Raw genomic sequence first — 19,653 nt, forward strand, 5'->3', positions numbered from 1 at the left:
CGGCTCCAGCCCGCCGGTCAGCGGCTCGTCGGCGAGCAGCGCGTCGAGATAGGCGGGCACCTCGGGCACGGCGACCGGGTGACGGCGCGTCGAGACCGTGCCGTGCAGATAGCCGAGGGTCTCGGCGTCGTCGGCCCAGGCGAGTTCGGGCAGGAAGCCGTCGAGCAGCGCCGAGAAGCGGTCGGTCGTCTCGACGAAGGCGTCGAGTTGCTCACGCCAGTCGACCGCGGGGCGTTCGGGCGCGTCCAGCATCAGCGCCCCGGCGCGGGCGCGGCCCTCGGCGGGCGGCATGTAGACGAGCGTCAAGTGATAGGCGCTCTCGAACAGTTCGCCGACCGCGTCGAACGCGGCGCGGCGCTCTTCGTCGATGAGCCAGGAGAGCGGATCGGGGAATGTCGCCGCGGGATAGGCGGAGGCCGCGCGCCGGTCGGCCTCGACGAACAGCGCCCAGCCCGAGCCGAGGCGGCGGAGCGCGTTATTGAGCCGTGCGGTGACCGCCACAAGCTCGCTCTCGGTCGAGCTTTCGAGGTCGGGTCCGCGGAAGGCGGCGGTGCGCTGGAAGCTGCCGTCCTTGTTGAGGACGACGCCGGGCGCGACCAGCGCCGCCCAGGGCAGCCAGTCGGCGAGCGCGGATGGACGGCGGCGGTATTCGGCGAGGTTCAGCATGTCATGCGTCCAGGAAGCCGCGATGCTTGACGTGGCGGCTGAACACCTCGGGGAACTGCGGCTCGGCGCGCGCCGCCCAGACCGCCAGCCCGTGGCCGACGATCCAGACGGCGAGCCCGGCGACCCAGAGCTGAAGGCCGATCCCGACAGCGGCGGCGAGCGTGCCGACCGAGATCGCGACCGAACGCGGCGCGCCGCCCATCATCATCGGCTCGGTGAGCGAGCGATGGAGCGGCACCTCGAAGCCGTCGGGGAGCGCGCGGCTGGCCATCACGCGATCAGCGCTCCGCCGCCGAACGAGAAGAACGACAGGAAAAAGCTCGACGCCGCGAACGCGATCGACAGGCCGAACACGATCTGGATCAGCTTGCGGAAGCCGCCCGACGTGTCGCCAAAGGCGAGCGCCAGGCCCGTGGTGATGATGATGATCACCGCGATGATCTTGGCGACCGGCCCCTCGACCGACTCCAGCACCTTCTGAAGCGGGGCCTCCCACGGCATCGAAGAGCCGGCGGCGTAGGCGGCGGGGGCGGTGAGAACGCCGTAGATCAGGAAAGCCGCGGTTGCGGCGATCCGGGTCCGTGCGTTTCCGTAAATGCGGGCGATCGTCATTGCGGGTCTCCGTTGGGGGTCTGGTCGGTGGAAGAGAGGAGCTCGAGCCGGTAGCCGTCGGGGCCGAGGCCCTTGACGCGGGCGATTTCGCGGACGCTCCGGCTCGTGCCGCGTCCGCTGATGAAGGCGACGACGTCGACCGCTTCGGCGATGAGCTGCCGGGGCACGGTGACGACGACTTCCTGGATGAGCTGCTCGAGCCGGTGGAGCGCACCGGCCGCCGAGCCGGCGTGGACGGTCGCGATCCCGCCGGGATGGCCGGTGCACCACGCTTTGAGCAGGTCGAGCGCCTCGGCGCCTCGGACCTCGCCGACGACGATGCGGTCGGGGCGCAAGCGCAGCGTCGAGCGGACCAGCTCCGCCATTGACGCGACACCCGGCTTGGTGCGCAGCGCCACCTGGTCGTCGGCGAGGCACTGGAGCTCGCGCGTATCCTCCAGGATCAGGACGCGGTCGCCGGTGCGGGCCACCTCGTCGAGCAGCGCGTTCGCGAGCGTGGTCTTGCCGGTCGAGGTGCCGCCGGCGATGACGATGTTGAGCCGCTCGCGCACCGCCTGGGCCAGGAACGCGGCCTGGATTGGCGTCAGGATGCGGTCGGCGACGTAGCGGTCGAGCGTATAGACGAGGCTCGCGCGCTTGCGGATCGCGAAAGTCGGCGCCGGCACGACGGGCGGGATCAGCCCCTCGAAGCGCTCGCCGGTCTCGGGGAGCTCCGCCGAGACGATCGGGGTCTCGCGGTTGACCTCGACGCGCACATGCGCGGCGACGAGGCGGATGATGCGATCCCCGTCCTCGCGGCTGAGCGTCAGTCCGGTCGGCTTGCGGCCGTGCGAGAGGGTGTCGACCCAGAGCGTTCCGTCGGGGTTCAGCAGCACCTCGACGACATCTGGATCTTCAAGCGCGGTAGCGATCGCCGGCCCCATCGCGGTGCGGAGCATCCGCACCTGGCGCTGCGCGACGGAGTGGACGTTGGTCGCGCTCGGCGCGGTCGCGGGCGGGAGTGGTTGGGCGAAGCCGGTCATGCCCCGGCTCCTTCTCCCGAAAGGTTCCCGTCTTTGAGGGAGGTTCGGGCCTCGCCGCCTTCCTCCTCCCGGAGGTCGTCGCCGAAGAAGCCGTCTGCCGCGGGCGTGATCTCCTCGCTGACCTGCGCGACGAGGCTGCGCCCGCGCTGCAGGTGGCGGGCGAGCTGGTCGACGAACTGCTGGAACCGCTCGCGCCCCTGCGCCCGCGCCGCGTCCTGGTGCGCGGCCGGGATCGGCGCATTGACGGTGAGCGTGTAGCGGACGAACAGCGCGACGGTTTCGATCAGGATGGTCTGGTCGCGTTCGAGCCGGTCGAACTGGCGTGTCAGCTTGTCGAGCCGCTTGGCGATCGCGGCCTCGCGCCGGTCGCCGCCGTCGGGCGACAGGTAGGACGCCAGCGCCGAGGCGATGATCGCCGACTTGGAAATGCCCTTCATGCCGGCGAGCTGCGCCAGCCGCCGCGCGTGGTCGGGCTCGAGGAAGATGTTGAGGCGCGCCCGGCTCACAGCGCGATCCCGTCGTCGGGATCGAGCGCGGCGTTGCGCGCGAGACGCCGCGCGCCGTCGGCGCGGGCGACGCGGATCGCGCGGACCCGCTCGGCTTCCGTCTCAACATCGTCGTCGTCGAGCAGCGAGCCGACGTCGCGCGCCGCCTCCTCCTCGACCGGTGCGGCCTGCGGCACGGTAATGTCGAGCTCGGGCTGACGGCGCAGCCCGCCCTCGTCGTCGTCCAGCGCCGCGACGCGCCGGAGTGCGGCTTCGGCCTCCTTGCTGTCGAAGGACCCCGACCAGTCGTCCTCGCGCGCGGGCGGCGCGTCGGAATAGCGCCCGTCCGTCAGCTTCGGCGCGGCGAGCCGCCGGCCCGCGAAGTTGGGATCGGCGTAGAAGCGAATTTTCTTGGCTTTGACCGGCGGGTGGCCCGACACCATGACGATCTCGTCGTCGGGCGGGAGCTGCATCACCTCGCCAGGGGTGAGCAGCTGGCGCGCGGTCTCCTGCCGCGACACCATGAGGTGGCCGAGCCAAGGCGAGAGCCGGTGTCCGGCATAGTTGCGCTGGGCGCGCAGCTCGGTCGCTGTCCCGAGCGCGTCGGAGATCCGTTTCGCCGTCCTTTCGTCGTTGGAGGCGAAGGCGACGCGGACGTGGCAGTTGTCGAGGATCGAGTTGTTCGGCCCGTAGGCCTTTTCGATCTGGTTGAGGCTCTGCGCGATCAGAAATGAGCGCAGGCCGTATCCCGCCATGAAGGCCAGCGCCGACTCGAAGAAATCGAGCCGCCCAAGCGCCGGAAACTCGTCGAGCATCAAGAGCAGCTTGTGCTTGCGCGCGATCCCATCCGAGCCGTCGAGGCTTTCGGTCAGACGCCGCCCGATCTGGTTGAGAATCAGCCGGATCAGCGGCTTCGTGCGGCTGATGTCGGACGGCGGGACGACGAGATAGAGCGAGACGGGATGCTCGGCCGAGATCAGGTCGGCGATGCGCCAGTCGCAGCGCGAGGTGACGGCGGCGACAGTGGGATCGCGGTACAAGCCGAGAAACGACATGGCGGTCGAAAGCACGCCCGACCGCTCGTTCTCGGACTTGTTGAGCACCTCGCGCGCGGAGCTCGCGACGACGGGGTGGACGCCGCGCGGCCCGAGATGCGCGGTCGTCATCATCAGCTTCAAGGTGCGCTCGAACGGGTGCGCCGGATCGGACAGGAAGTTGGCGACGCCGCACAGCGTCTTGTCCTCGCCGGCGTAGAGGATGTGGAGGATCGCGCCGACCAGGAGCGAGTGGCTGGTCTTTTCCCAGTGATTGCGCTTCTCGATCGAGCCTTCCGGGTCGACGAGCACGTCAGCGATGTTCTGGACGTCGCGCACTTCCTGCGCGCCGCGACGGACCTCGAGCAGCGGATTGTAGGCGGCGGAACGCGGATCGGTCGGGTTGACGTAGAGGCAGTGCGAGAAGCGCGAACGCCAGCCGGCGGTCACGGTCCAGTTCTCGCCCTTGATATCGTGGATGACGGCCGAGCCGGTCCAGCTGAGCAGCGTCGGCACGACGAGGCCGACGCCCTTGCCCGAGCGGGTCGGCGCGAAGGCCATGACGTGCTCTGGGCCGTCGTGGCGGAGGTAGCAATCGTTGGTGCGGCCGAGAAAGACGCCAGCCGGACGGAGCAGGCCGGATCGCTTCAGGTCACGCTGCGTCGCCCAGCGCGCCGAGCCGTAGGTGGTGACGAGCTTCGCCTGCCGCGCCCGCCAGACCGAGCCGATGATCGCGGCGAGTGCGCCCGCGAAGCCACCTGCGCCGGCGATCATGCCCCCGCGGTCGAAGACGTGCGGCGCGTAGGCCTCGAACTGGAACCACCACAAGAAGAAGCGCCAGGGCTCGTAGACGGGCTCGCCGAACAGCACCGTCCAGGGCGGGCCGAGCTGCGGCTGATGGCCAAGCGAGGCGGCGGTCCACTGGGTCGCGATCGAGCAGGCGCCCGCGACGATCGCTAAGACGACCAGCATCTGACCGAGAAGAACCTTGGTCGGCGACATCCGACCGCCTCACGCAACTCGAGATCACGTGCTCCACACGGCACGCTTGCATGAAGGGTTGATGAGGCTTGCTCGAGGAATCAAAGACCGCGCAAGTCTCTGACAGGACCGGTAAAATCTAAAATCGGAGTCCAGCGGGCACCGTAGCGTTCAATCGTATTCGGTGCCAGTCCAACGTAATTGCTGGCCGCGAGCGACGGTGCCGGTTTGCGATCAGGCTGTTGCCGGCGAACAACAACGCGGGACGCCGGCCTATACTCCGACACCTCGCTGCCGCGAGAAGTCGAACGACACCGCGCCGCCACGGACCATCGCACTCATCTGCTGCCCGAGCCGGGCTTCGATCACAGGCTTCCAAGGTACAAGGCTGAATCCCACGCCGTCGTCGAGCATCGCGAAGCGTCCGCTCGCGAGCATGAGTGAGCGCCGGTAGACGCCGCGCGCCGTGTCGCCATCGGCGAGCGCGCGGTGCTCCAGCCCCGTCTCGCCGGCCAGCTTGCGCCCCGTCTGGTCGACGTCGCGCGCGCGGAGCGTCGAGAGCAGGTCGCGGGCAAGGATGAATCGCTGAGACCGCCGCGTCGCCAATCCCTCGGACTCGAGGAAGATGCGGCGTTCGTCGAGCGCCGCGCGAGCCTCGGCTCCGAAGCCGGCGGGCGCCGGCCGCACATCCTCGATGAGCGCACGGTCGAGCCAAGTCGCCCCGATCGCGCGGGCCTGCGAGCGAAGATCGAGATGCGAGCGCAGCTCGACGACGGCGCTTCCCGATCGGCTCGCCTCATCCGCGGCGGCGCGATCGAGAAAATCGGCGGGGACGCGCCAGGTCCCGTCGGTCACACGCTCGACGATGCCTGCTCGCCGCAATGCTTCGAGCCGACGCACGTGGGCCGCAACATAGCCGTCAGGATCGTCGCCCGCTCGGGCCGTCGCACGCGCCGCCGCCAGGTGTCGGTCGGCCCTATACATGCCGTCCGCGCCGACCTCGGCGGCGATCGTCCGATCCGCCTGTCGGGGGCCGCTCGGGCTACCCCGCGCCTCGATGATCCCACCGACCGGAAACGCCGCCAACTCGGCACGGTCAGGCAGGCGGACGTAATGGGCGCGGCCGTCCAGACCGTCGACCACGAGGTAGCCGCGGTCTTGTAGCTCGTCGACCAGCCCCTTGGCGGCGATCCGGCCGACGATCGGACGGGCGTCGGCGTCGCCGGGATCGTGGATCGCAAGCGGCCGCCGCGCGCTGCCGATTGCGCGCTGCATCGTGCGGATGATGTCGCCGCGCTCGCCGAGGGCACGCAGCGTCGGCTCTGAGGTCGGCGAGATCGTCCACCGCTCGCCGTCGGCACGCTCGGCGAGGCCGAGCCGTCCGAGAAATTGCAGTCGGCCAGAAAGCAGCCGGCGGCGAAAGCCGTTGTCTGCCCCGGACGGCAATCGCGACAGGTCGACGGCGCCGTCGCGCGCGACCTCGGCGAGCTGGCGATCGAGGCCGGTCCAGCGCTCCTGCCCGACCTCGCGCGTCATGCGCTCGCGCATCTCGCGCTCGGTCTGGATCCCCAGCTGCTCCGTGGCGAGCTCGGACGCGCGCCCGCGCATCCCGTGGCTGATATAATCACGCGCGATGACGAGGTCGGCGCCAGTTTCGTCGACGCCGCGCAGGACGACGTGGGTGTGCGGGTTGTCGGTGTCCCAATGATCGACCGCGATCCAGTCAAGCCTGGTCCCGAGGTCGGCCTCCATGCGGCTCATCAGGTCGCGGGTGAAACCGCGCAGGTCGCCAATTTCCTCGGCGTCCTCGGGCGAGACGATGAACCGAAACTCGTGCCGATCGTCCCGGACGCGCGCCTCAAAGGCATCGGCATCGGCCACATCCTGGCTCGCCGAATAGACCCGGCCCGGTTCGCCCTCGCGGGTGACGCTGTCGCGCTGGATGTAGCGCAGGTGAGCCGCGGTCGACCCGGGCGCGGCCTGCGCATGGACCACCAGACGCGCCTTGACGACGACCCGGCGCGCTCGGGGGCCGAGCCGCGCGCCGACCAGCCTGGCGGCGACATGGCCGCGGCCCTTCTCGGCCCCTCGGCTGCGTCCGCGCGCCAGCGGTCGGCCGGATCCGCCGCCGGCCTTCTGGGCGGCGCGCAGCACCTGGCGGGTGAACCGCTGCGAGATCTGGTCGCCGGTCTTGCGCGGCGCGCCGGGGCGGAGCCGGAAGCGGTCATCGTCAGAGCGCGCCACGCGGCAAGCTCCAGCGTAGTCTATGGGACGAAGCACGGCCTAAGCGCTTCTCGTCCCGGTCTTTTCGCCTCTGAGCGGCACCGCGCCACCCCAGGCGCGTGCCGCCATAACCGACGTGCAGACCGGGGCGAACGCCCCGCCGCGTGCCGCGGCTTTCTATCTTGCCCTCGCTTCTGACCTTCCCCTCACGGTCCGTCCCCCGGTCGTTGAGTCTCGTGTCGCTGCACATCGGTCAGTCCCCAGCGCCGCCGCCGGATGCGGCAGAACGGCGGCGATCAACAGCGCTCAGCGTGACGAACAAGCTGTCGCGGGGCTGATCCGCCGCATGTGATGTCGCCGTCGGGACAGGCGTTGCCGATGCGGCGAACACCGGCGCGGATGAGGGATCGACCGCACGGCGATCCGCCGGCCGAGACGGCGCAGAGGCTGCGGCGCGGAGCGCCGCTACGCTGGTCAAATCCTGCACGCCTGCGGACATGGGCGTCGACAGCGGAACGGCGTTCGGGACGAGCGTCGGCATGAGCGACGCGGTGTAGTTCCGCGTCTCATACGGCAGCGGCCGGCCGGTGCGGAGATGCTCGTCGACACGCGCCGGACCGGCGTTGTAGGCGGCGAGGAAATAGCGCGGGCCGTAGCGGTCGTACATCTCGCGGAGATACGCCGCGCCCGCCATGATGTTGGTGCGCGGGTCGTGCGGATCGGGGCCGAGTCCATATCGCGCCCGGAGCTCGGCGAACGTCGCGGGCATGACCTGCATCAAGCCCATTGCGCCCGCGTGCGAGGTGATCGGAGAGCCGCTCCGGTGCGTCCGTCCGGCGCTCTCCTGCTGCATGACGCCGCGTATCCAAACGGCCGGAATGTTGAAACGCTGCGCCGCTTCGTCGATCAGCGCGGACCATCGCTCGACGCTCGCACCGGCGAACGGAAAGCGCGGACCCGACGCCGCGATCGGCAGCACCGGCGCGGCGACAAGCGGTGGTATGTTGGGGCCGGAGAGCGCGAAGGCCGGCGGCTGCTGATCCGTCCGAAACGCGTCGTCGATGCGCGCCTGGATGCTCTCCGGCGTCGCCGCGGGATAGAGCTCGGCCCGCAAGGGTTCGGCACGGATCGCGCGCGAGGTCGACACCATTGCGAGCGTCGCCATGAATGCGAATCCGCCGAGGGCGGAGAGCTTCACCAGGTCCATAGCGGGGTCGCCTTGCCGATGATGTCGCGCGCGGGGGTGGGGCCGAAATAGCGGCCGTCGAGCGAGCCGGGCGAGCCCGAATTGAGGAGGAAGACGTCGGCCGGCCCGAGCGTCCGGCAGCCGCTCCAGCGCGGCAGCGGCCGGCCGAAGGCGTCGGCCACCCGTGCGACGGCCGCGGGCGTTCCGTCGATACTGACGCGCACGTCGTCGCGGCAGACGGTCGAGCCCGGGATCGCGCCGACGCGCTTCACCAGCGGGATGCCTGCGCCGATGTAGCCGCGCTCGACGAGCACGCGCTCGGCGCGGATCGGCGCGCGGACGATCACGAGATCGCCGGGGCCAATCGCCTTCGGTTCGCCCACCGCATACCAGCCGAGCGGCACGCTGGCGGAAGCGTTGTAAAGCACGCGTGTCGGCCAGACGTCGGCAGCCGACGCCGCGATTGCGATGGCGCCGAGGGCGGTCAGGTAGAAGACCGTGAGGCGTCCGCGCGAGAGCCGGAGCGCGCTCATTCCGGCCTCAGCGCGACGAGGTCGGCGGTGCCGAACACGCGCACCGGCTCACCCGCCGCCAGGCGGTTGCCGGCCATTCGCCAGTAGTCGTCGGGCGCCTCGGCCGGGTCGCTTCCGCTCGCCTCGATCGCGTCGACGAGCGCGAGCGCGCGGGCGACTCGCGAATGGCCGGAAAGGGGGAGGAGAATGTCCGCGCCCGGCGCGATACCTGGCACAGTCGAGGCGCGGTCGCCGGGCTTCACGGCACGCAGCACCCAGAAGCGCCACAGCTGCGTTCCGAACTGATCGGCGCGCCACTGGACGTAGCCGAAGGTGCTGCCCGGCGCGTAGAGTTCGACGCGGCAGCGCCGGTCGATGATGCGCTCGCCCACGGGCCGGCCGAAGCGCACCCGGTCGTTCACCTTGCCGTCGACGAAGAGCACGGTTGCGCGGGTCAATGAGCGCGTCATGGCCGCCCGTCCCGCGCATCCGGGAACGCGTCCTCGAGCATAGTGCGGAGCATGTCGGCCACGGTCAGCCCGCGCCCGAACGCGGCGACCTTGATCCGCCCGCGCAGCTCGGGCGTGACATCGATCGTCAGCCTGGCCGTGAACCGATCGGCCTTGGCCGACGTTGCCTGCGCCGAGTCGGGCGATCGGACCCAGGCGTCGGGCGTGCTCGCCGGACGCGCCGCGAAGGCAGGCTTGCGGTCGGCTGCGGTCATGTCGCGAGCCCCTCGATCTCGGTGGCGAGCGAGGCGATCTCCTGCGCCCCGATGCGGCCCGATGGGATCTCGCCGACTAGCCGGCCGCTGCGCGCCGCGTCGGCGAAAGCGACACGCTGGCCGATGCGGCTGACGAGCGCCGACGGGTCTGCCTCGGCGAGCGCGGCGGCGGTCTCGCGCGCGATCACGGTGCGCAGCGAGGCGCGGTTGAAGACGAACCGCGCCGGCAGCGATGCGCGGAACACCCGCGCCTCCTCGACGAGCCGGAGCATCTCGGCCGACGCCCAGCCATCGAGCGGCGAGGGTTGCACCGGGATGAGGACGAGGTCGGCGGCGATCAGCGCGGACCGCGCGATGCCGGTGACGCGCGGCGGCCCGTCGACGACAACGCGGTCGTAGCCGCGCGCGACCTCAGGCAGCTCGCGGTGGAGCATGTCGCGCGCGAGGCCGACGACGCCGAACATGCGCGGCAGGCCTTCGCGGCTGCGCTGCTCCGACCAGTCTAGCGCGGAGGCCTGCGGGTCGGCATCGATCACAAGGACCCGCTCGCCCCTCGCGGCCCAGCAGCTGGCCAGGTGCAGCGCAAGCGTCGTCTTGCCGACCCCGCCCTTCTGGTTGAGGAGGGCGAGGATCATCGCCGCCCCTCGCGTCGAAGGCGGCGCGATCCCGTTAGAAAGATTCCGAAGGAATCTAGGTTAGTACAGTTACGCGGCGGACTCGGCGTTGCGGAACAACGGCTTAGCCCCGAAACCCGCCCGCGATAGCACGAGGATCGCGCCCGCGATGGCACGATAGTCCGCGCCCGCGATAGCACGAGGCTGTTCACAGCTTTTCCCCAGCGCGCGCCCGCGCCCGCGCCTCGCGGCGCTCGATGCGGAGCGCGACGAGGTCGAGCGGGTCGGTGACGGTGGCGACGAAGGCGAGCCGTTCGGCTCCGGCGGTGCGCTCCAGCGTCAGCCGGTAGCCGGGCAGCGGCTGCCTGGCGACGAGCGCGCGCAGCTCACAGGCGAAGTTGGCGTAGCGCGACAGCACGCCGGACTTGGCGTGGAGGTGCTTGAGGTCGAAGCTCCAGCCACCGGTCTGGCGGCCGGCGTGCTTCCGGACCAGGCGGTAGAGCCAGCGTTCAAGCCCGCCGGTCAGGTCGAAGTAGGCCCGGTCGATGGTGAGGACGAGTGCGTCGTCCATCACCGCCGAGAAGAACCAGTCGGGGACGATTAGCTCGATGCCGAGCGGTCGGCCGCTCGCGTCGGCGGTCTCCTTCCACTCGTTGATCCAGGAGAAGCGGTGCATCCGCTTCGCGGTCGGCTGGCGGATCGAGGTCGCGACGGTGGTCGACTGGAGCCGGTCGAGCCCGGCCTTGAGCCGCTGGTAGTCGCGGATCGAGGTGCCGCGTCCGACGAACAGCAGGATCTCATAGGGCGTCGCCGCCATCAGGCGCGACGGCTTGGCGCCGCGGTCGCGGGCCTCGACGATCTGCGAGGCGGCCCAGATCAGGACGTCGGCGTCCCAGATGGTCGCCATGCCGTGCTCTGGCACGGCCTCGACGCGGATGGCTATGCTGCCCGCCTTGAAGTCGATCGGCGCGGTGCGGTGCGACTTGGCGAGGCTGAAGAACGGGTACGCCATCAGGTCCTGCGCGTCCCGCGCGGCGAGCTCGCCAGGGATCGCGCGGAACAGGTCGAGTTGCTCGCGCTCCGACGCTCGCCGCCGTCGCATGGTGGCGCTCGCCGGCATCAGCGGACGGCGACATAGTTGGGGTCGGAGGTCGTGTCGCAGGCCCGCGCCGACGCCCAGCTTTCCAGGTCCTCAAGCGCGTAGACGACGCGGCGACCGAACTTGCGGAACTTCGGCCCGCCGCCGATCACCCGCTGCTTCTCGAGCGTGCGCGGGGAGAGATGCAGGTAGGCGGCGGCCTCGTCGTTGTTCAGGTAGCGCGCGGCGGACCGCGGGGTCGGGTGACGGTCGTCAGTCTGCGCTGAAGGGGGGTTGGTCGCAGTCTGGGACGTCACATCCGCCTCCGTCTTCGTCCAGGGGGCGCGGACGAACCGCCGCGCGCTGGAGGCAAGCTGGACGAAGGGAGGCGTGCTCAGGAGGGAGGTTCGGCAGGCGCCGGGAACCTCCGGCCGAGCCGATGATCATCTCTGGCTGTCCTTCCCGAACGCATGGAGAAGGCTGCGGTAGCCGCCGTCGCGGAGACGACGGCCGGCGCGGAGCAGATAGCGGACCTGCGCACGGGCGGCGCTGTCGTTCCAACTGAGATCGGTCTCATTCGCGCCGAGCACCATCTCGGCGATCTGCCGATCGGATGCGCCCGCGCGTTTCGCGTCGAGCGCCTGGAGGGTCCGCATGTGAACGAGCATCGGCCGGGTGACCGAGGTTGCGGCGCGGCGTTCGGGAACGCCGGCGATCGCCTCGGCGAGCTCGACCGCCGCAGCGGCGCGCTCGCGCGCATGGCGGCCGGGAGGGAGCGCGTAGGCGTAGGGTTGACCCTCGCCGAGCGTCAGCGAAAGCGCGAGCCGGACCACGCGGCGTCCGAGCCGCGACTTGAGGAGCAGCCGCTTGCCGTCATGGACCAGGCTCTTCCGGCCGGGGATCGCCCACAGGCTGAAGGCGTCGTCATCGTCCCGCACGGCGGGACCGACGCCGATCAGCGCGTCAGGGTCGGGCAGCCAGGCCGGGTCGGCGTCGCGAGCATCTAGATTTGGGTCTTCAGCGAAATCGCAACCCCCAGGCTGCGGCCGACCCGGCCGCGCCGTCGCGCGACCAGTCGGCGACGTAGCCGTCGTTACGGCGCAGATACTCCCAGGCGAGGCCGGGAGCGTCGATGCTCAGGAGGTAGAGATAGGCGGCGGTCGGTTGGTCGAAGGTGGGCATGAAAACTCCGCTCGGCCGCGGAGCGAAGCGCTCGCGCGCTCAGCCATAAGTTGTTCTAACGGCTGGAAAGCTGCTCAAGCGTTAAGCATCGTGCTGAACATCATCCGTTCTGGACCGAGTTCCGCGGGAAGGCGTAAAGTCGCCGAAGCACAAAAGCGGATTTACGGATCGGCAACCTTAACGGTCGGTGATCTGGCGTGTCGAAAGCAAGTCGTCGATGAGGGCATGAACGTCGAGTCCGATGATCGCGGCGATGTCGAGAAGCTCGACGACGTCGACGCGGCGGCCGCCGCTCTCGATCTGAGAGACAACGGACTGGTAGCGGCCAAGTTTTTCGGCAAGGTCGGCCTGGCTGAGCCCCGCGCGATTGCGTTGTTCGACAAGGAGGTCGATGAGCCGGACGTGTCGGGGTGATCGCAAGGTCTTGGGCATGAGCCCGTGTCGGCGCCTTTGTTGAAGCCGACAGACCGAGTAAGCGGGTTTTCAGATTATCAGAAAATCTGGTTATGCTTGGAGCCGATAGCCGAAGGGGTATGACATGGGGTTGATCGAGGAGCGGCATCCAGCGCTCGGCGCGCTCATCGCCATGTGGCGAGAACGGCAGTCCGATCAAAGGCCGCCTTTCGCGAGCGCGATGGCGGCCAGCTCGCTCGCCGGCTCGGCCGGCATCGCCGTTCTGCTCGTGGCAGAGCGGGAGCAAGGCGGGCTGGTGATCAAGGATAGCGGCGCCGAAGTCGATGCCCTCTATGGCGCGACGCTCGCCGGCTCAGGCGCGTCGCGGCTTTCGCCAGAGCGCGATGATGCCGAGCGCGAGGCCCGATCCGCGATCGAGAGCGGTCGGCCGTTGCTCATCGAAGACGAATTGCGCGGCGACCATCGGCGTTGCCGCATCGCCCGACTCTACCTGCCGCTGACGAACGATGACGGGTCGCCCGACGGCGTCCTTTGCGGGATCGTTCCCGTCAACTGATTGGTAGCTTCCGTCACGGGCGGTATCGTGATCGCCTGACATGCGAGAGCGCCCCGCCCGGGTGGTCCGGGCGGGGCGTCCTGCTGGTCGGCTCAGTCGCTGCGGCGGCCGTTGGGGCGCGACCAGATGAGGGAGTAGGTGTCCTGCCCCTCGTCGTCGAAGAGGTTGGCGTAGATGGGAGCGACGAAGCTCGGGTCGTCCAGCTTGAGGCCGAGGTAATCGCGGTTCTCGTTCGAGCGCTTCTCCCAGGCGGCCCCGATCTCGGCGCGGCCGACGAAGACCCGGTGGGAGGGAGCGTTCTCGCTCGCCCGGCTCTCGACCGGGACGATGCGGACCTTCTTGGCCTGCACCGAGAGGGTGACGATCTCGCCGGTGAACTCGTTGCCGGACTTCGTGAAGGTGCCGATGGTCGCCATGATTCAGTTCCTTTCGCTGTCTCGAGCCCGCGCCCATCGCGGCCTCGATGGCGATCGTCCGGTTGGGGCGAGCGACGACGCAGCCGAAGGCCCGCAGCACCGCGGAGGACGGAGGGACGGCGGCTTTCTTGTCTCGCGAGGAATTACCGCTCGCGGTCAGGGGAAGAAAGTTGCCGGCCTGGCGTTGCGGCTAGGCGATCGAGGGCTTCAGCCCGTCCCCGGTCAGATCAAGCCAGAGAGAGGCCGCAGTGGGCCGGGACGCTCAGCACGGAAAGGGAGGTTTGGCGCGCCTCGGCATCATCCACGGAACCGCCGGCAACGCTCACCGTGCGGGATCGTCCCAAGTGCAAAGGCTAGGTCGTCCATGTTGACGGATCGAAGCCGGACGGCGGACACACCTCCAATTCGGCACTAGGCCCGCTGAATGTGGCTGTCTGAGAGTAGCGCTTGTCGGCCCGCGCTCGCCCGGTGCGATCGACAAACCCCGCTTCATCGTCCTGACGCACCCAACCCCCACGACGAGGGGGTGTAGCCCTTATCGCGGTCTGTGTGCGCCCACGGCTGCTCCGCGTGTCGCCGCCGCCTGCAACGACGCCCCGCCCGTATCATCCGAGGCGAGTGCGCTCACTTTCGCGATTGCGACGCCGCCGGTGACGACGGCTCCGACGATGCCGAACGTGACCGCCCACGGATCCGACGCATCCCCGGCGATCATGATGCGGTGGGCGACGCTGAACCCGGCCACGGCTGCGGGCGCGGCGAACATCGCAGCGGTGAGCGCCCGCAGCACGGGCGAGCGTGCTTGGGAGAACAGGACCTGTCCGATCGACAGGGTGACGACACCCACTAGGAAGCCGACAATGCCGGCACCGAGCAGCCCGGCGCCCGACTCGTAGGCGAGCATCGCGGCAGAGATGCCGGCGACGAGCGGCAGCGCGAGCGCGGCGAGGTGGAACAGGAGCCAGCAGAGCCCGGCCAAGGCGGTCAAGGCGAAGATGATGAACATGATGCGTCCTCCTCATGAGCAAGGTCGGACGCGCTTCCACCACCTCCACAGCGCGCCAGAGTAGAATAGCAAAGAAGACGCCGCGCCGGAACGCCTTTCGGCGTCCGACGCGGTCGGTCGTGCGACCCGGCTTCAGGCGAACGGGTCATATTCATGGACGATCGCTTCGGTGGGACCATCGAACTCGGATGCGACCATGACGCCGTATCCGTCGGTAGTCTGGAAGAGGATGACACATACCATCAGGGTCTTGGCGAGGCTCCAGGCGTTGGCTTGGGCGATCTTGAGGGACATCGGACCGGCTCCTGTTCCGGAGCGGGGACCGTCCCCGCTCGACAGGCGCCCGGCAGGCCGGCGCGGGACCGCGATCACCGGACGGCGCAGCCGGGAGGCGGAAGCGTCAGCGTACCGACCCTTCACGGGTTGATCGTCACAAGGTCCCGAGGTGGACCAAGGATCAGCAGCTATGAGAGCGGGGTGGTCTTCGCGTATGCAGGAGCCCGCCCGCCCCTGAGAACATCACCATGTCCGAGCTCGCTCAACGCGACCTCCATCTCGTCAGAAGGCGCTCGCGTTCGCGGTGCTGACGATCGAGCGTTCGCCCGATAGCGCGTTCCGATCTGACAGCGATATGGCGGACATGAAGACGCTGCTTGACGGCATGATCGAGTCGGACGTCGAGCTTGCGCACTACACGCGGGCCGCGCACGTCGCGCTGACCGGGAAGCCAGTCTGAGATAGGGACTTAAAATCGGCGACCCGCAAAGTCGCCGATCCGGAAAGCCGGATCGGCGGAAACGTGCAAACCGGCGCTCACGCGCCGCTTTTGCGGAAGTCGAACAGCGGGATACCGAGCTTGCGCGCCTTGTCGGCGAGATTGTCCTGGATGCCGGTACCCGGGAACACGATCACCCCGATCGGCATGACGTCGAGCATCGCATCGTTGCGCTTGAACGGCGCGGCCTTGCCGTGACGGGTCCAGTCGGGCTTGAATGCAATTTGGGTAACTTGGCGATGGTCGGCCCAGCGCGAGGCGATCTTCTCGGCGTCTTTCGGCGTGCCGCCGTGAAGCAGGACCATGCCGGGATGCTTGGCGTGGACCCGGTCGAGCGCTGCGAAGATGGCGTCGACATTCTGATAGGCGCCGCCGGTGAACGCGACCTTCGGACCGGGAGGAACGAGCGTTTCGGTGTCGGCCTTGCGCTTGGCGGCGAGGAAGTCGCGGCTGTCGATCATCGCGGCGGTCATCGTGCGCCGGGTGGCGAGCGAGCCGTGACGTGGCTGCCACATCGAGCCGGTGTGGGTGCGGTAAAGGTCGCTGGCGGTGTCGCGCATTAGTTCGAAGGCGTCGCGCCGTTCGAGAAGGTGAATGCCCTCGGAGATCTTGCGTTCGAGCTCGACCGAGCGGACCTCCGAGCCGTCCTGCTCGCGCTGGAGCCGCTTCTGCGCCTGCTCGTTGTCGTCGAGCTCGCGCTCGATCCGGTCGGCCGCGCGGTGGAACAGGTTGACCTGGCCCCAGAGCAAGTCTTCGAGGTCGGGTTCGAGGCGCGTGTCCTGCAGCATGACCACCAGGGCGTCGAACGTATCGGCAAGGCTACCGGTGACGATCCGGCTCTCAGGAAGCGGGCGGGGATCTGGCTCGTCCTGGAAGGGACGGTAGCCGTAGAGTTGCATCTCATGGAGGAGTTCGGCGGTCGGGCTGGTCTCGGCGGGTTCGTCCTGGTCGGTCGTCATGGTCGCCTCCGTTCTCGGGACCGCGCCTCCCGCGGCCTTTACGGGCGACGAAGAGCGGGGGCGGACCGGGCCTGCACCGCGGCCCTCTGGACGCGGCCGGAGCGTGAGCGGAGGACGACGAAGCGCGGCTTTCTTGTCTCGCGAGGAGCCGCGGCACGCGGCGGGGAAGAAAGTCGCGCGCAGCCGTTGCCGGCCCGGACCGGCTCCGGTCCGATCGCCCTCTTGGGAAGGCCGAAGGCGCGGCTCTCCCGATCGGAGCGCGCCATTGGCATGCGAGAACCGTACCCGGAGGATCAGCCCGCTTCCCGGCCCAACATGACGAGAAAGCGGTCGACGTCGTCCGGAGCGAGCTGCGGAGCGACCGCCCGCGCGAGGTCGTCGCGCTCCAGCCGCCGCAGATCCTCGTTGAAGTCGCCGAGCAGGGCGTCGAGCGTCAGCACCTCGATCCCGCTGTCGCGTGCTTTGGTCGCCAGAGTCTCGACCGCCGCGCGGCCGGCGGGGTCGTCGTCGCGCGCGAGATAGAGTCGGCGCAGCGAGCCGGGAAGCAGGAGGGCGGCGAGGTGATTTGCGGAGAGCCCTGCGATCATCGGCAGCGCTGGCATAACCTGCCTGAGCGACAGTATCGTCTCGATGCCTTCGCCGGCGGCCATCACATCGTCGGCGACTCCGAACCGGACGCCGTTGCCCAAGAGGTGGCCCATGGCGCGTCGCGGCGTCGCGATCGGGGCCTTGCCGTCGCCGTCCGGCGAGAGCCAGGTTCGATGAACGCCAGTGAGCGCGCCGTCGCCGCTGCGGATCGCGGCGATCAGTGTGGGCCAGGCGTCACGCGTCCCGGGCCCATCGTCCTCATTCGGGCGATACCAGCAGCGCGGGTGGAAGCGCAGGTTGGCGCAGTTCCGCAAGTCCGTGATGCCGCGATTGCGGAGATACGCTTCTGCGAGCGTGCCGGCGATCGGCGACGTGATCTCCCAGAGCCGTCGCGCGGCCTCGGGCGATCCTTGCGGTGCGGGCTCGGCCTTGGTCCATGGCGTCGGCTCTGGCCGTGGCAGGCGCAGGAAATCCCGCGCCTCGTCGAGCGTGTCCCGCAGCGTCGTCAGCCTCTGGTTGGCGGCAATCAGGTCGAGCAGATCGCCGTGATCGCCAGTGGCGGCGTCGGTCCATTTGCCGGCCGCGCCCTTGCCGGACTGCGGCCCGGTCAGCCGCACGAACAGCGATCGGCCCGGCGTGTTCTCGACGTCGCCGACCAGCCAGTAGCGGCCCTCGCGACGTCCGTTGGAGAGATAGTGGCGGCACACCGCCTCGGCGTCGCGCGCGAGGCGGTGCGCCAGCGCGGCGGCTGGCCCGGTCATCGGTCGCCCTCCGTCAGGCCGCGGCACGGTCGATGACGCGCGCGACGGGGTGGCGCGCCAGCACGCGGCCGAGGATCGCCGGACCGTCGCTGCCGGTCGGCACGAACAGACGCAGCTTCCAGGCGATGATCTCGGAGATCAGCCCGTCGGCCTTCAGCCGCGCGACCATGCCGTCGGTGAACCCGGTCAGTTCGACGCGCTGGACGTTCATCACGAGCGAACGGCGGACGGCCAGCCCGTCCGCGAGCTGGAGCGAACCGCCCCGGTCGAGAACGGCGGCCCAGGCGTCTCCCGCCGCGACCGCCGGCGCGGGTTCGCCCAGCGCCTGCGCGATCCAGTCGGCGGAGACGCGGCGGCCGATGATGCGCTCGCCAGCGTCGGTCTGGAGCCGGTAGACGCGGCAGCCGTCCTGGGGGAGCCGTCGCCAGATCGGCAAAAGGAGCCCAGTGACGATGTGGAAACGGCTCTCGACGAACTCTTCGAGCCCGGCGACCTCGGCGGTCCAAGCCTTGGCGAACGCCGCCTCGCCGGCCTCATCCCAATGGGAGCCGAGGAAGGACGCTTCGGCGATGTTCTTGCGCTCGGTCGGGCGGACAAGCCGAATACGCCGCTCGACCTCGCCGTCGTCGAGCGTGACCGACGCCGCCCGGACCTGGACGGCGGCGTGGCCGGAGCGCGCGTTGACGAGCAAGCGCCCCTTCGCCTCGCGCGCCAGCTCCAGCGCCTCGTCGAGACCGAAGGGATCGGTGCAATCGAGGCGTCGCACTTCCAGCGCGATGGTTTCGGCGCCGGTGCCGGGATGGGTGTAGACGGCGCGGCGGTCGAGGATCGTCAGCGACTCGGCGCGCAGAGTCTCGACGCCGACGTCGAACGTGCCCGCCTGCATCGCGGCCTCGACGCGGGCGTTGAGCAGCCCGTCGAACACCTCGAACAACAGGTTCTGCAGGCTGATCGGCAGCGCCAGCACGCGGTTCAGGAACTGAGTGATCGGCGGCAGCTCCTCCTTGACCTGGCCGTCGCGGGTCAGGAGCTTCAGCCCCGTCGCGTCCTCGAAGCGGCCGAGCGAGCAGCCGTGGACCCGACCACCGATCAGCAGCATGTAGAGCTGGCGAAGGCTGGCGCGGGCGTACTCGTTCTCCAGATTGTCGGAGGCGCGGAACATGCCCTGGCCGCCGGTCTGGCGCTGGCCCCGGGTGATCGCGCCCAAGGTGTCCAAGCGCCGCGCGATCGTCGACAGGAACCGCTTCTCGCCGCGCACGTCGGTGGCGATCGGCCGGAACAGCGGCGGCTGCGCCTGATGCGTGCGGTTGGTGCGTCCGAGCCCCTGGATCGCGGCATCGGCCTTCCACCCGGCCTCGAGCAGATAGTGGACGCGCAGCCGCCGGTTCTTGGCGCCGAGGTCGGCATGGTAGCTCCGGCCCGTCCCGCCCGCGTCCGAGAAGACGAGGACGCGCTTGTCGTCGTCCTGGAAGGCCTGCGTGTCGGCGAGGTTGGCGCCCGCGGGCCGGCCCTCGACCGCGAGCCGATCGACGCCGTCCTGCCCACGCTTCCTGACGATCCGGCGCGAGCGTCCGGTGACCTCGGCGACCATGTCGGTCCCGAACCGCTGGACGATCTGGTCGAGCGCGCCAGCCACCGGCGGCAGCGACGCCAACTGCTCGATCAACCGGTCGCGCCGCTCGACCGCGTCGCAGCAGAGCACCGGCTGGCCGTCGCGGACCACGGGCCGCGACGCGAGGTTGCCCTCGCCGTCGGTGAACGGCTCGTAGAGCTGGACCGGGAAGGCGTGGGCGAGATAGTCGAGCACATATTCTTTGCAGTCGAGATTTATGTCGAGCGGTTCGCGCGCAGGCGCGGAT

24 protein-coding genes and 1 pseudogene are annotated in these 19,653 nt (G+C 69.6%); 2 read left to right on the top strand and 23 right to left on the bottom strand.

What is annotated here, in order from left to right:
• The 17 genes and pseudogenes from AX702_RS11275 to AX702_RS24280 all read right to left on the bottom strand — a co-directional run.
• Positions 1-666: pseudogene (locus AX702_RS11275) on the bottom strand (conjugal transfer protein TrbE); the annotation flags it as partial.
• 1 nt (position 667) lies between these two features.
• Positions 668-937 (bottom strand): VirB3 family type IV secretion system protein, encoded by a 270-nt coding sequence (locus AX702_RS11280; RefSeq protein ID WP_066779550.1) that lies wholly within the window; start codon positions 935-937, stop codon positions 668-670.
• Entirely contained in the window at positions 937-1,278 is a 342-nt protein-coding gene (locus AX702_RS11285; protein ID WP_066779552.1) for a TrbC/VirB2 family protein, read from the bottom strand. The genes AX702_RS11280 and AX702_RS11285 overlap by 1 nt, the downstream gene beginning before the upstream one ends.
• On the bottom strand, positions 1,275-2,216 hold the full coding sequence (trbB, locus tag AX702_RS11290) for a P-type conjugative transfer ATPase TrbB (protein WP_156455451.1): 942 nt from the start codon (positions 2,214-2,216) through the stop codon (positions 1,275-1,277). Before trbB ends, AX702_RS11285 begins: the two co-directional genes overlap by 4 nt.
• 80 nt (positions 2,217-2,296) lie before the next feature.
• Positions 2,297-2,806: a CopG family transcriptional regulator gene (locus AX702_RS11295; protein WP_231731826.1), complete on the bottom strand. Its 510-nt coding sequence runs from the start codon at positions 2,804-2,806 to the stop codon at positions 2,297-2,299.
• A complete protein-coding gene (locus AX702_RS11300) occupies positions 2,803-4,821 on the bottom strand; it encodes a conjugal transfer protein TraG (RefSeq protein WP_066779557.1) in 2,019 nt (672 codons plus the stop codon). The genes AX702_RS11295 and AX702_RS11300 overlap by 4 nt, the downstream gene beginning before the upstream one ends.
• 252 nt (positions 4,822-5,073) lie before the next feature.
• Entirely contained in the window at positions 5,074-6,954 is a 1,881-nt protein-coding gene (locus tag AX702_RS11305) for a DUF3363 domain-containing protein (RefSeq protein ID WP_443026295.1), read from the bottom strand.
• Between the two features lie 322 nt (positions 6,955-7,276).
• The gene (locus AX702_RS11310) at positions 7,277-8,230 is read right to left on the bottom strand and encodes a lytic transglycosylase domain-containing protein (RefSeq protein ID WP_066779563.1); all 954 of its coding nucleotides are present in this window, start codon (positions 8,228-8,230) and stop codon (positions 7,277-7,279) included.
• Entirely contained in the window at positions 8,218-8,742 is a 525-nt protein-coding gene (locus AX702_RS11315; RefSeq protein WP_066779568.1) for a S26 family signal peptidase, read from the bottom strand. Before AX702_RS11315 ends, AX702_RS11310 begins: the two co-directional genes overlap by 13 nt.
• On the bottom strand, positions 8,739-9,179 hold the full coding sequence (locus AX702_RS11320) for a DUF2840 domain-containing protein (RefSeq protein ID WP_197420573.1): 441 nt from the start codon (positions 9,177-9,179) through the stop codon (positions 8,739-8,741). Before AX702_RS11320 ends, AX702_RS11315 begins: the two co-directional genes overlap by 4 nt.
• Positions 9,180-9,187: 8 nt before the next feature.
• Positions 9,188-9,445 carry a ribbon-helix-helix protein gene (locus AX702_RS11325; protein ID WP_066779573.1) on the bottom strand — a complete coding sequence of 86 codons (258 nt, stop codon included), beginning with the start codon at positions 9,443-9,445 and terminating at the stop codon, positions 9,188-9,190.
• On the bottom strand, positions 9,442-10,080 hold the full coding sequence (gene parA / locus AX702_RS11330; RefSeq protein WP_066779575.1) for a ParA family partition ATPase: 639 nt from the start codon (positions 10,078-10,080) through the stop codon (positions 9,442-9,444). Before parA ends, AX702_RS11325 begins: the two co-directional genes overlap by 4 nt.
• Positions 10,081-10,267: 187 nt before the next feature.
• On the bottom strand, positions 10,268-11,179 hold the full coding sequence (locus AX702_RS11335; protein ID WP_197420574.1) for a replication initiator protein A: 912 nt from the start codon (positions 11,177-11,179) through the stop codon (positions 10,268-10,270).
• A complete protein-coding gene (locus AX702_RS11340; protein ID WP_066779576.1) occupies positions 11,179-11,454 on the bottom strand; it encodes a helix-turn-helix domain-containing protein in 276 nt (91 codons plus the stop codon). Before AX702_RS11340 ends, AX702_RS11335 begins: the two co-directional genes overlap by 1 nt.
• Positions 11,455-11,580: 126 nt before the next feature.
• The gene (locus AX702_RS11345; protein WP_066779586.1) at positions 11,581-12,075 is read right to left on the bottom strand and encodes a DUF2285 domain-containing protein; all 495 of its coding nucleotides are present in this window, start codon (positions 12,073-12,075) and stop codon (positions 11,581-11,583) included.
• A 79-nt stretch (positions 12,076-12,154) separates the two neighbouring features.
• A complete protein-coding gene (locus tag AX702_RS22880; RefSeq protein ID WP_231731827.1) occupies positions 12,155-12,319 on the bottom strand; it encodes a transcriptional regulator domain-containing protein in 165 nt (54 codons plus the stop codon).
• A gap of 177 nt (positions 12,320-12,496) precedes the next feature.
• Entirely contained in the window at positions 12,497-12,751 is a 255-nt protein-coding gene (locus AX702_RS24280) for a helix-turn-helix domain-containing protein (protein ID WP_082746212.1), read from the bottom strand.
• A 106-nt stretch (positions 12,752-12,857) separates the two neighbouring features.
• Between AX702_RS24280 and AX702_RS11355 the strand changes: the two genes are divergently transcribed.
• On the top strand, positions 12,858-13,289 hold the full coding sequence (locus tag AX702_RS11355) for a hypothetical protein (protein WP_066779592.1): 432 nt from the start codon (positions 12,858-12,860) through the stop codon (positions 13,287-13,289).
• Positions 13,290-13,381: 92 nt separating this feature from the next.
• Here the strand turns inward: AX702_RS11355 and AX702_RS11360 are convergent, their stop codons facing one another.
• The 3 genes from AX702_RS11360 to AX702_RS22550 form a co-directional block, all read right to left on the bottom strand.
• A complete protein-coding gene (locus AX702_RS11360) occupies positions 13,382-13,705 on the bottom strand; it encodes a DUF736 domain-containing protein (protein WP_066779595.1) in 324 nt (107 codons plus the stop codon).
• A gap of 535 nt (positions 13,706-14,240) precedes the next feature.
• Positions 14,241-14,711: a hypothetical protein gene (locus AX702_RS11365; protein ID WP_066779598.1), complete on the bottom strand. Its 471-nt coding sequence runs from the start codon at positions 14,709-14,711 to the stop codon at positions 14,241-14,243.
• Between the two features lie 132 nt (positions 14,712-14,843).
• Positions 14,844-15,005 (bottom strand): hypothetical protein, encoded by a 162-nt coding sequence (locus tag AX702_RS22550; RefSeq protein ID WP_197420575.1) that lies wholly within the window; start codon positions 15,003-15,005, stop codon positions 14,844-14,846.
• Between the two features lie 286 nt (positions 15,006-15,291).
• On the opposite strand from AX702_RS22550, the gene AX702_RS11370 reads away from it, so the two are divergent.
• Positions 15,292-15,447 carry a hypothetical protein gene (locus tag AX702_RS11370; protein ID WP_231731829.1) on the top strand — a complete coding sequence of 52 codons (156 nt, stop codon included), beginning with the start codon at positions 15,292-15,294 and terminating at the stop codon, positions 15,445-15,447.
• Positions 15,448-15,524: 77 nt separating this feature from the next.
• On the opposite strand, the gene AX702_RS11375 is transcribed toward AX702_RS11370, so the two are convergent.
• From AX702_RS11375 to AX702_RS11385, 3 genes are all read right to left on the bottom strand, one after another.
• Positions 15,525-16,445: a DUF2493 domain-containing protein gene (locus AX702_RS11375; protein ID WP_066779601.1), complete on the bottom strand. Its 921-nt coding sequence runs from the start codon at positions 16,443-16,445 to the stop codon at positions 15,525-15,527.
• A gap of 293 nt (positions 16,446-16,738) precedes the next feature.
• Positions 16,739-17,794, bottom strand: coding sequence for a DUF7146 domain-containing protein (locus AX702_RS11380; RefSeq protein ID WP_066779604.1), 1,056 nt, complete (start codon positions 17,792-17,794; stop codon positions 16,739-16,741).
• A 13-nt stretch (positions 17,795-17,807) separates the two neighbouring features.
• Positions 17,808-19,653: strawberry notch C-terminal domain-containing protein (locus tag AX702_RS11385; protein WP_197420576.1), on the bottom strand; the 1,846-nt coding region annotated here is incomplete at its 5' end.

This window comes from Sphingomonas sp. CCH5-D11, assembly GCF_001557395.1.
Taxonomy (GTDB): Bacteria; Pseudomonadota; Alphaproteobacteria; order Sphingomonadales; family Sphingomonadaceae; genus Sphingomonas.

Excerpts from the sequence above, each read along its gene's own strand:
- AX702_RS11280 (WP_066779550.1), bottom strand. The coding sequence starts at position 937 with ATGGCCAGCCGCGCGCTCCCCGACGGCTTCGAGGTGCCGCTCCATCGC.
- AX702_RS11285 (WP_066779552.1), bottom strand. The coding sequence starts at position 1,278 with ATGACGATCGCCCGCATTTACGGAAACGCACGGACCCGGATCGCCGCA.
- trbB (WP_156455451.1), bottom strand. The coding sequence starts at position 2,216 with ATGCTCCGCACCGCGATGGGGCCGGCGATCGCTACCGCGCTTGAAGAT.
- AX702_RS11300 (WP_066779557.1), bottom strand. The coding sequence starts at position 4,821 with ATGTCGCCGACCAAGGTTCTTCTCGGTCAGATGCTGGTCGTCTTAGCG.
- AX702_RS11310 (WP_066779563.1), bottom strand. The coding sequence starts at position 8,230 with ATGGACCTGGTGAAGCTCTCCGCCCTCGGCGGATTCGCATTCATGGCG.
- AX702_RS11315 (WP_066779568.1), bottom strand. The coding sequence starts at position 8,742 with ATGAGCGCGCTCCGGCTCTCGCGCGGACGCCTCACGGTCTTCTACCTG.
- AX702_RS11325 (WP_066779573.1), bottom strand. The coding sequence starts at position 9,445 with ATGACCGCAGCCGACCGCAAGCCTGCCTTCGCGGCGCGTCCGGCGAGC.
- parA (WP_066779575.1), bottom strand. The coding sequence starts at position 10,080 with ATGATCCTCGCCCTCCTCAACCAGAAGGGCGGGGTCGGCAAGACGACG.
- AX702_RS11335 (WP_197420574.1), bottom strand. The coding sequence starts at position 11,179 with ATGCCGGCGAGCGCCACCATGCGACGGCGGCGAGCGTCGGAGCGCGAG.
- AX702_RS22880 (WP_231731827.1), bottom strand. The coding sequence starts at position 12,319 with ATGCCCACCTTCGACCAACCGACCGCCGCCTATCTCTACCTCCTGAGC.
- AX702_RS24280 (WP_082746212.1), bottom strand. The coding sequence starts at position 12,751 with ATGCCCAAGACCTTGCGATCACCCCGACACGTCCGGCTCATCGACCTC.
- AX702_RS11355 (WP_066779592.1), top strand. The coding sequence starts at position 12,858 with ATGGGGTTGATCGAGGAGCGGCATCCAGCGCTCGGCGCGCTCATCGCC.
- AX702_RS11360 (WP_066779595.1), bottom strand. The coding sequence starts at position 13,705 with ATGGCGACCATCGGCACCTTCACGAAGTCCGGCAACGAGTTCACCGGC.
- AX702_RS11365 (WP_066779598.1), bottom strand. The coding sequence starts at position 14,711 with ATGTTCATCATCTTCGCCTTGACCGCCTTGGCCGGGCTCTGCTGGCTC.
- AX702_RS22550 (WP_197420575.1), bottom strand. The coding sequence starts at position 15,005 with ATGTCCCTCAAGATCGCCCAAGCCAACGCCTGGAGCCTCGCCAAGACC.
- AX702_RS11375 (WP_066779601.1), bottom strand. The coding sequence starts at position 16,445 with ATGACGACCGACCAGGACGAACCCGCCGAGACCAGCCCGACCGCCGAA.
- AX702_RS11380 (WP_066779604.1), bottom strand. The coding sequence starts at position 17,794 with ATGACCGGGCCAGCCGCCGCGCTGGCGCACCGCCTCGCGCGCGACGCC.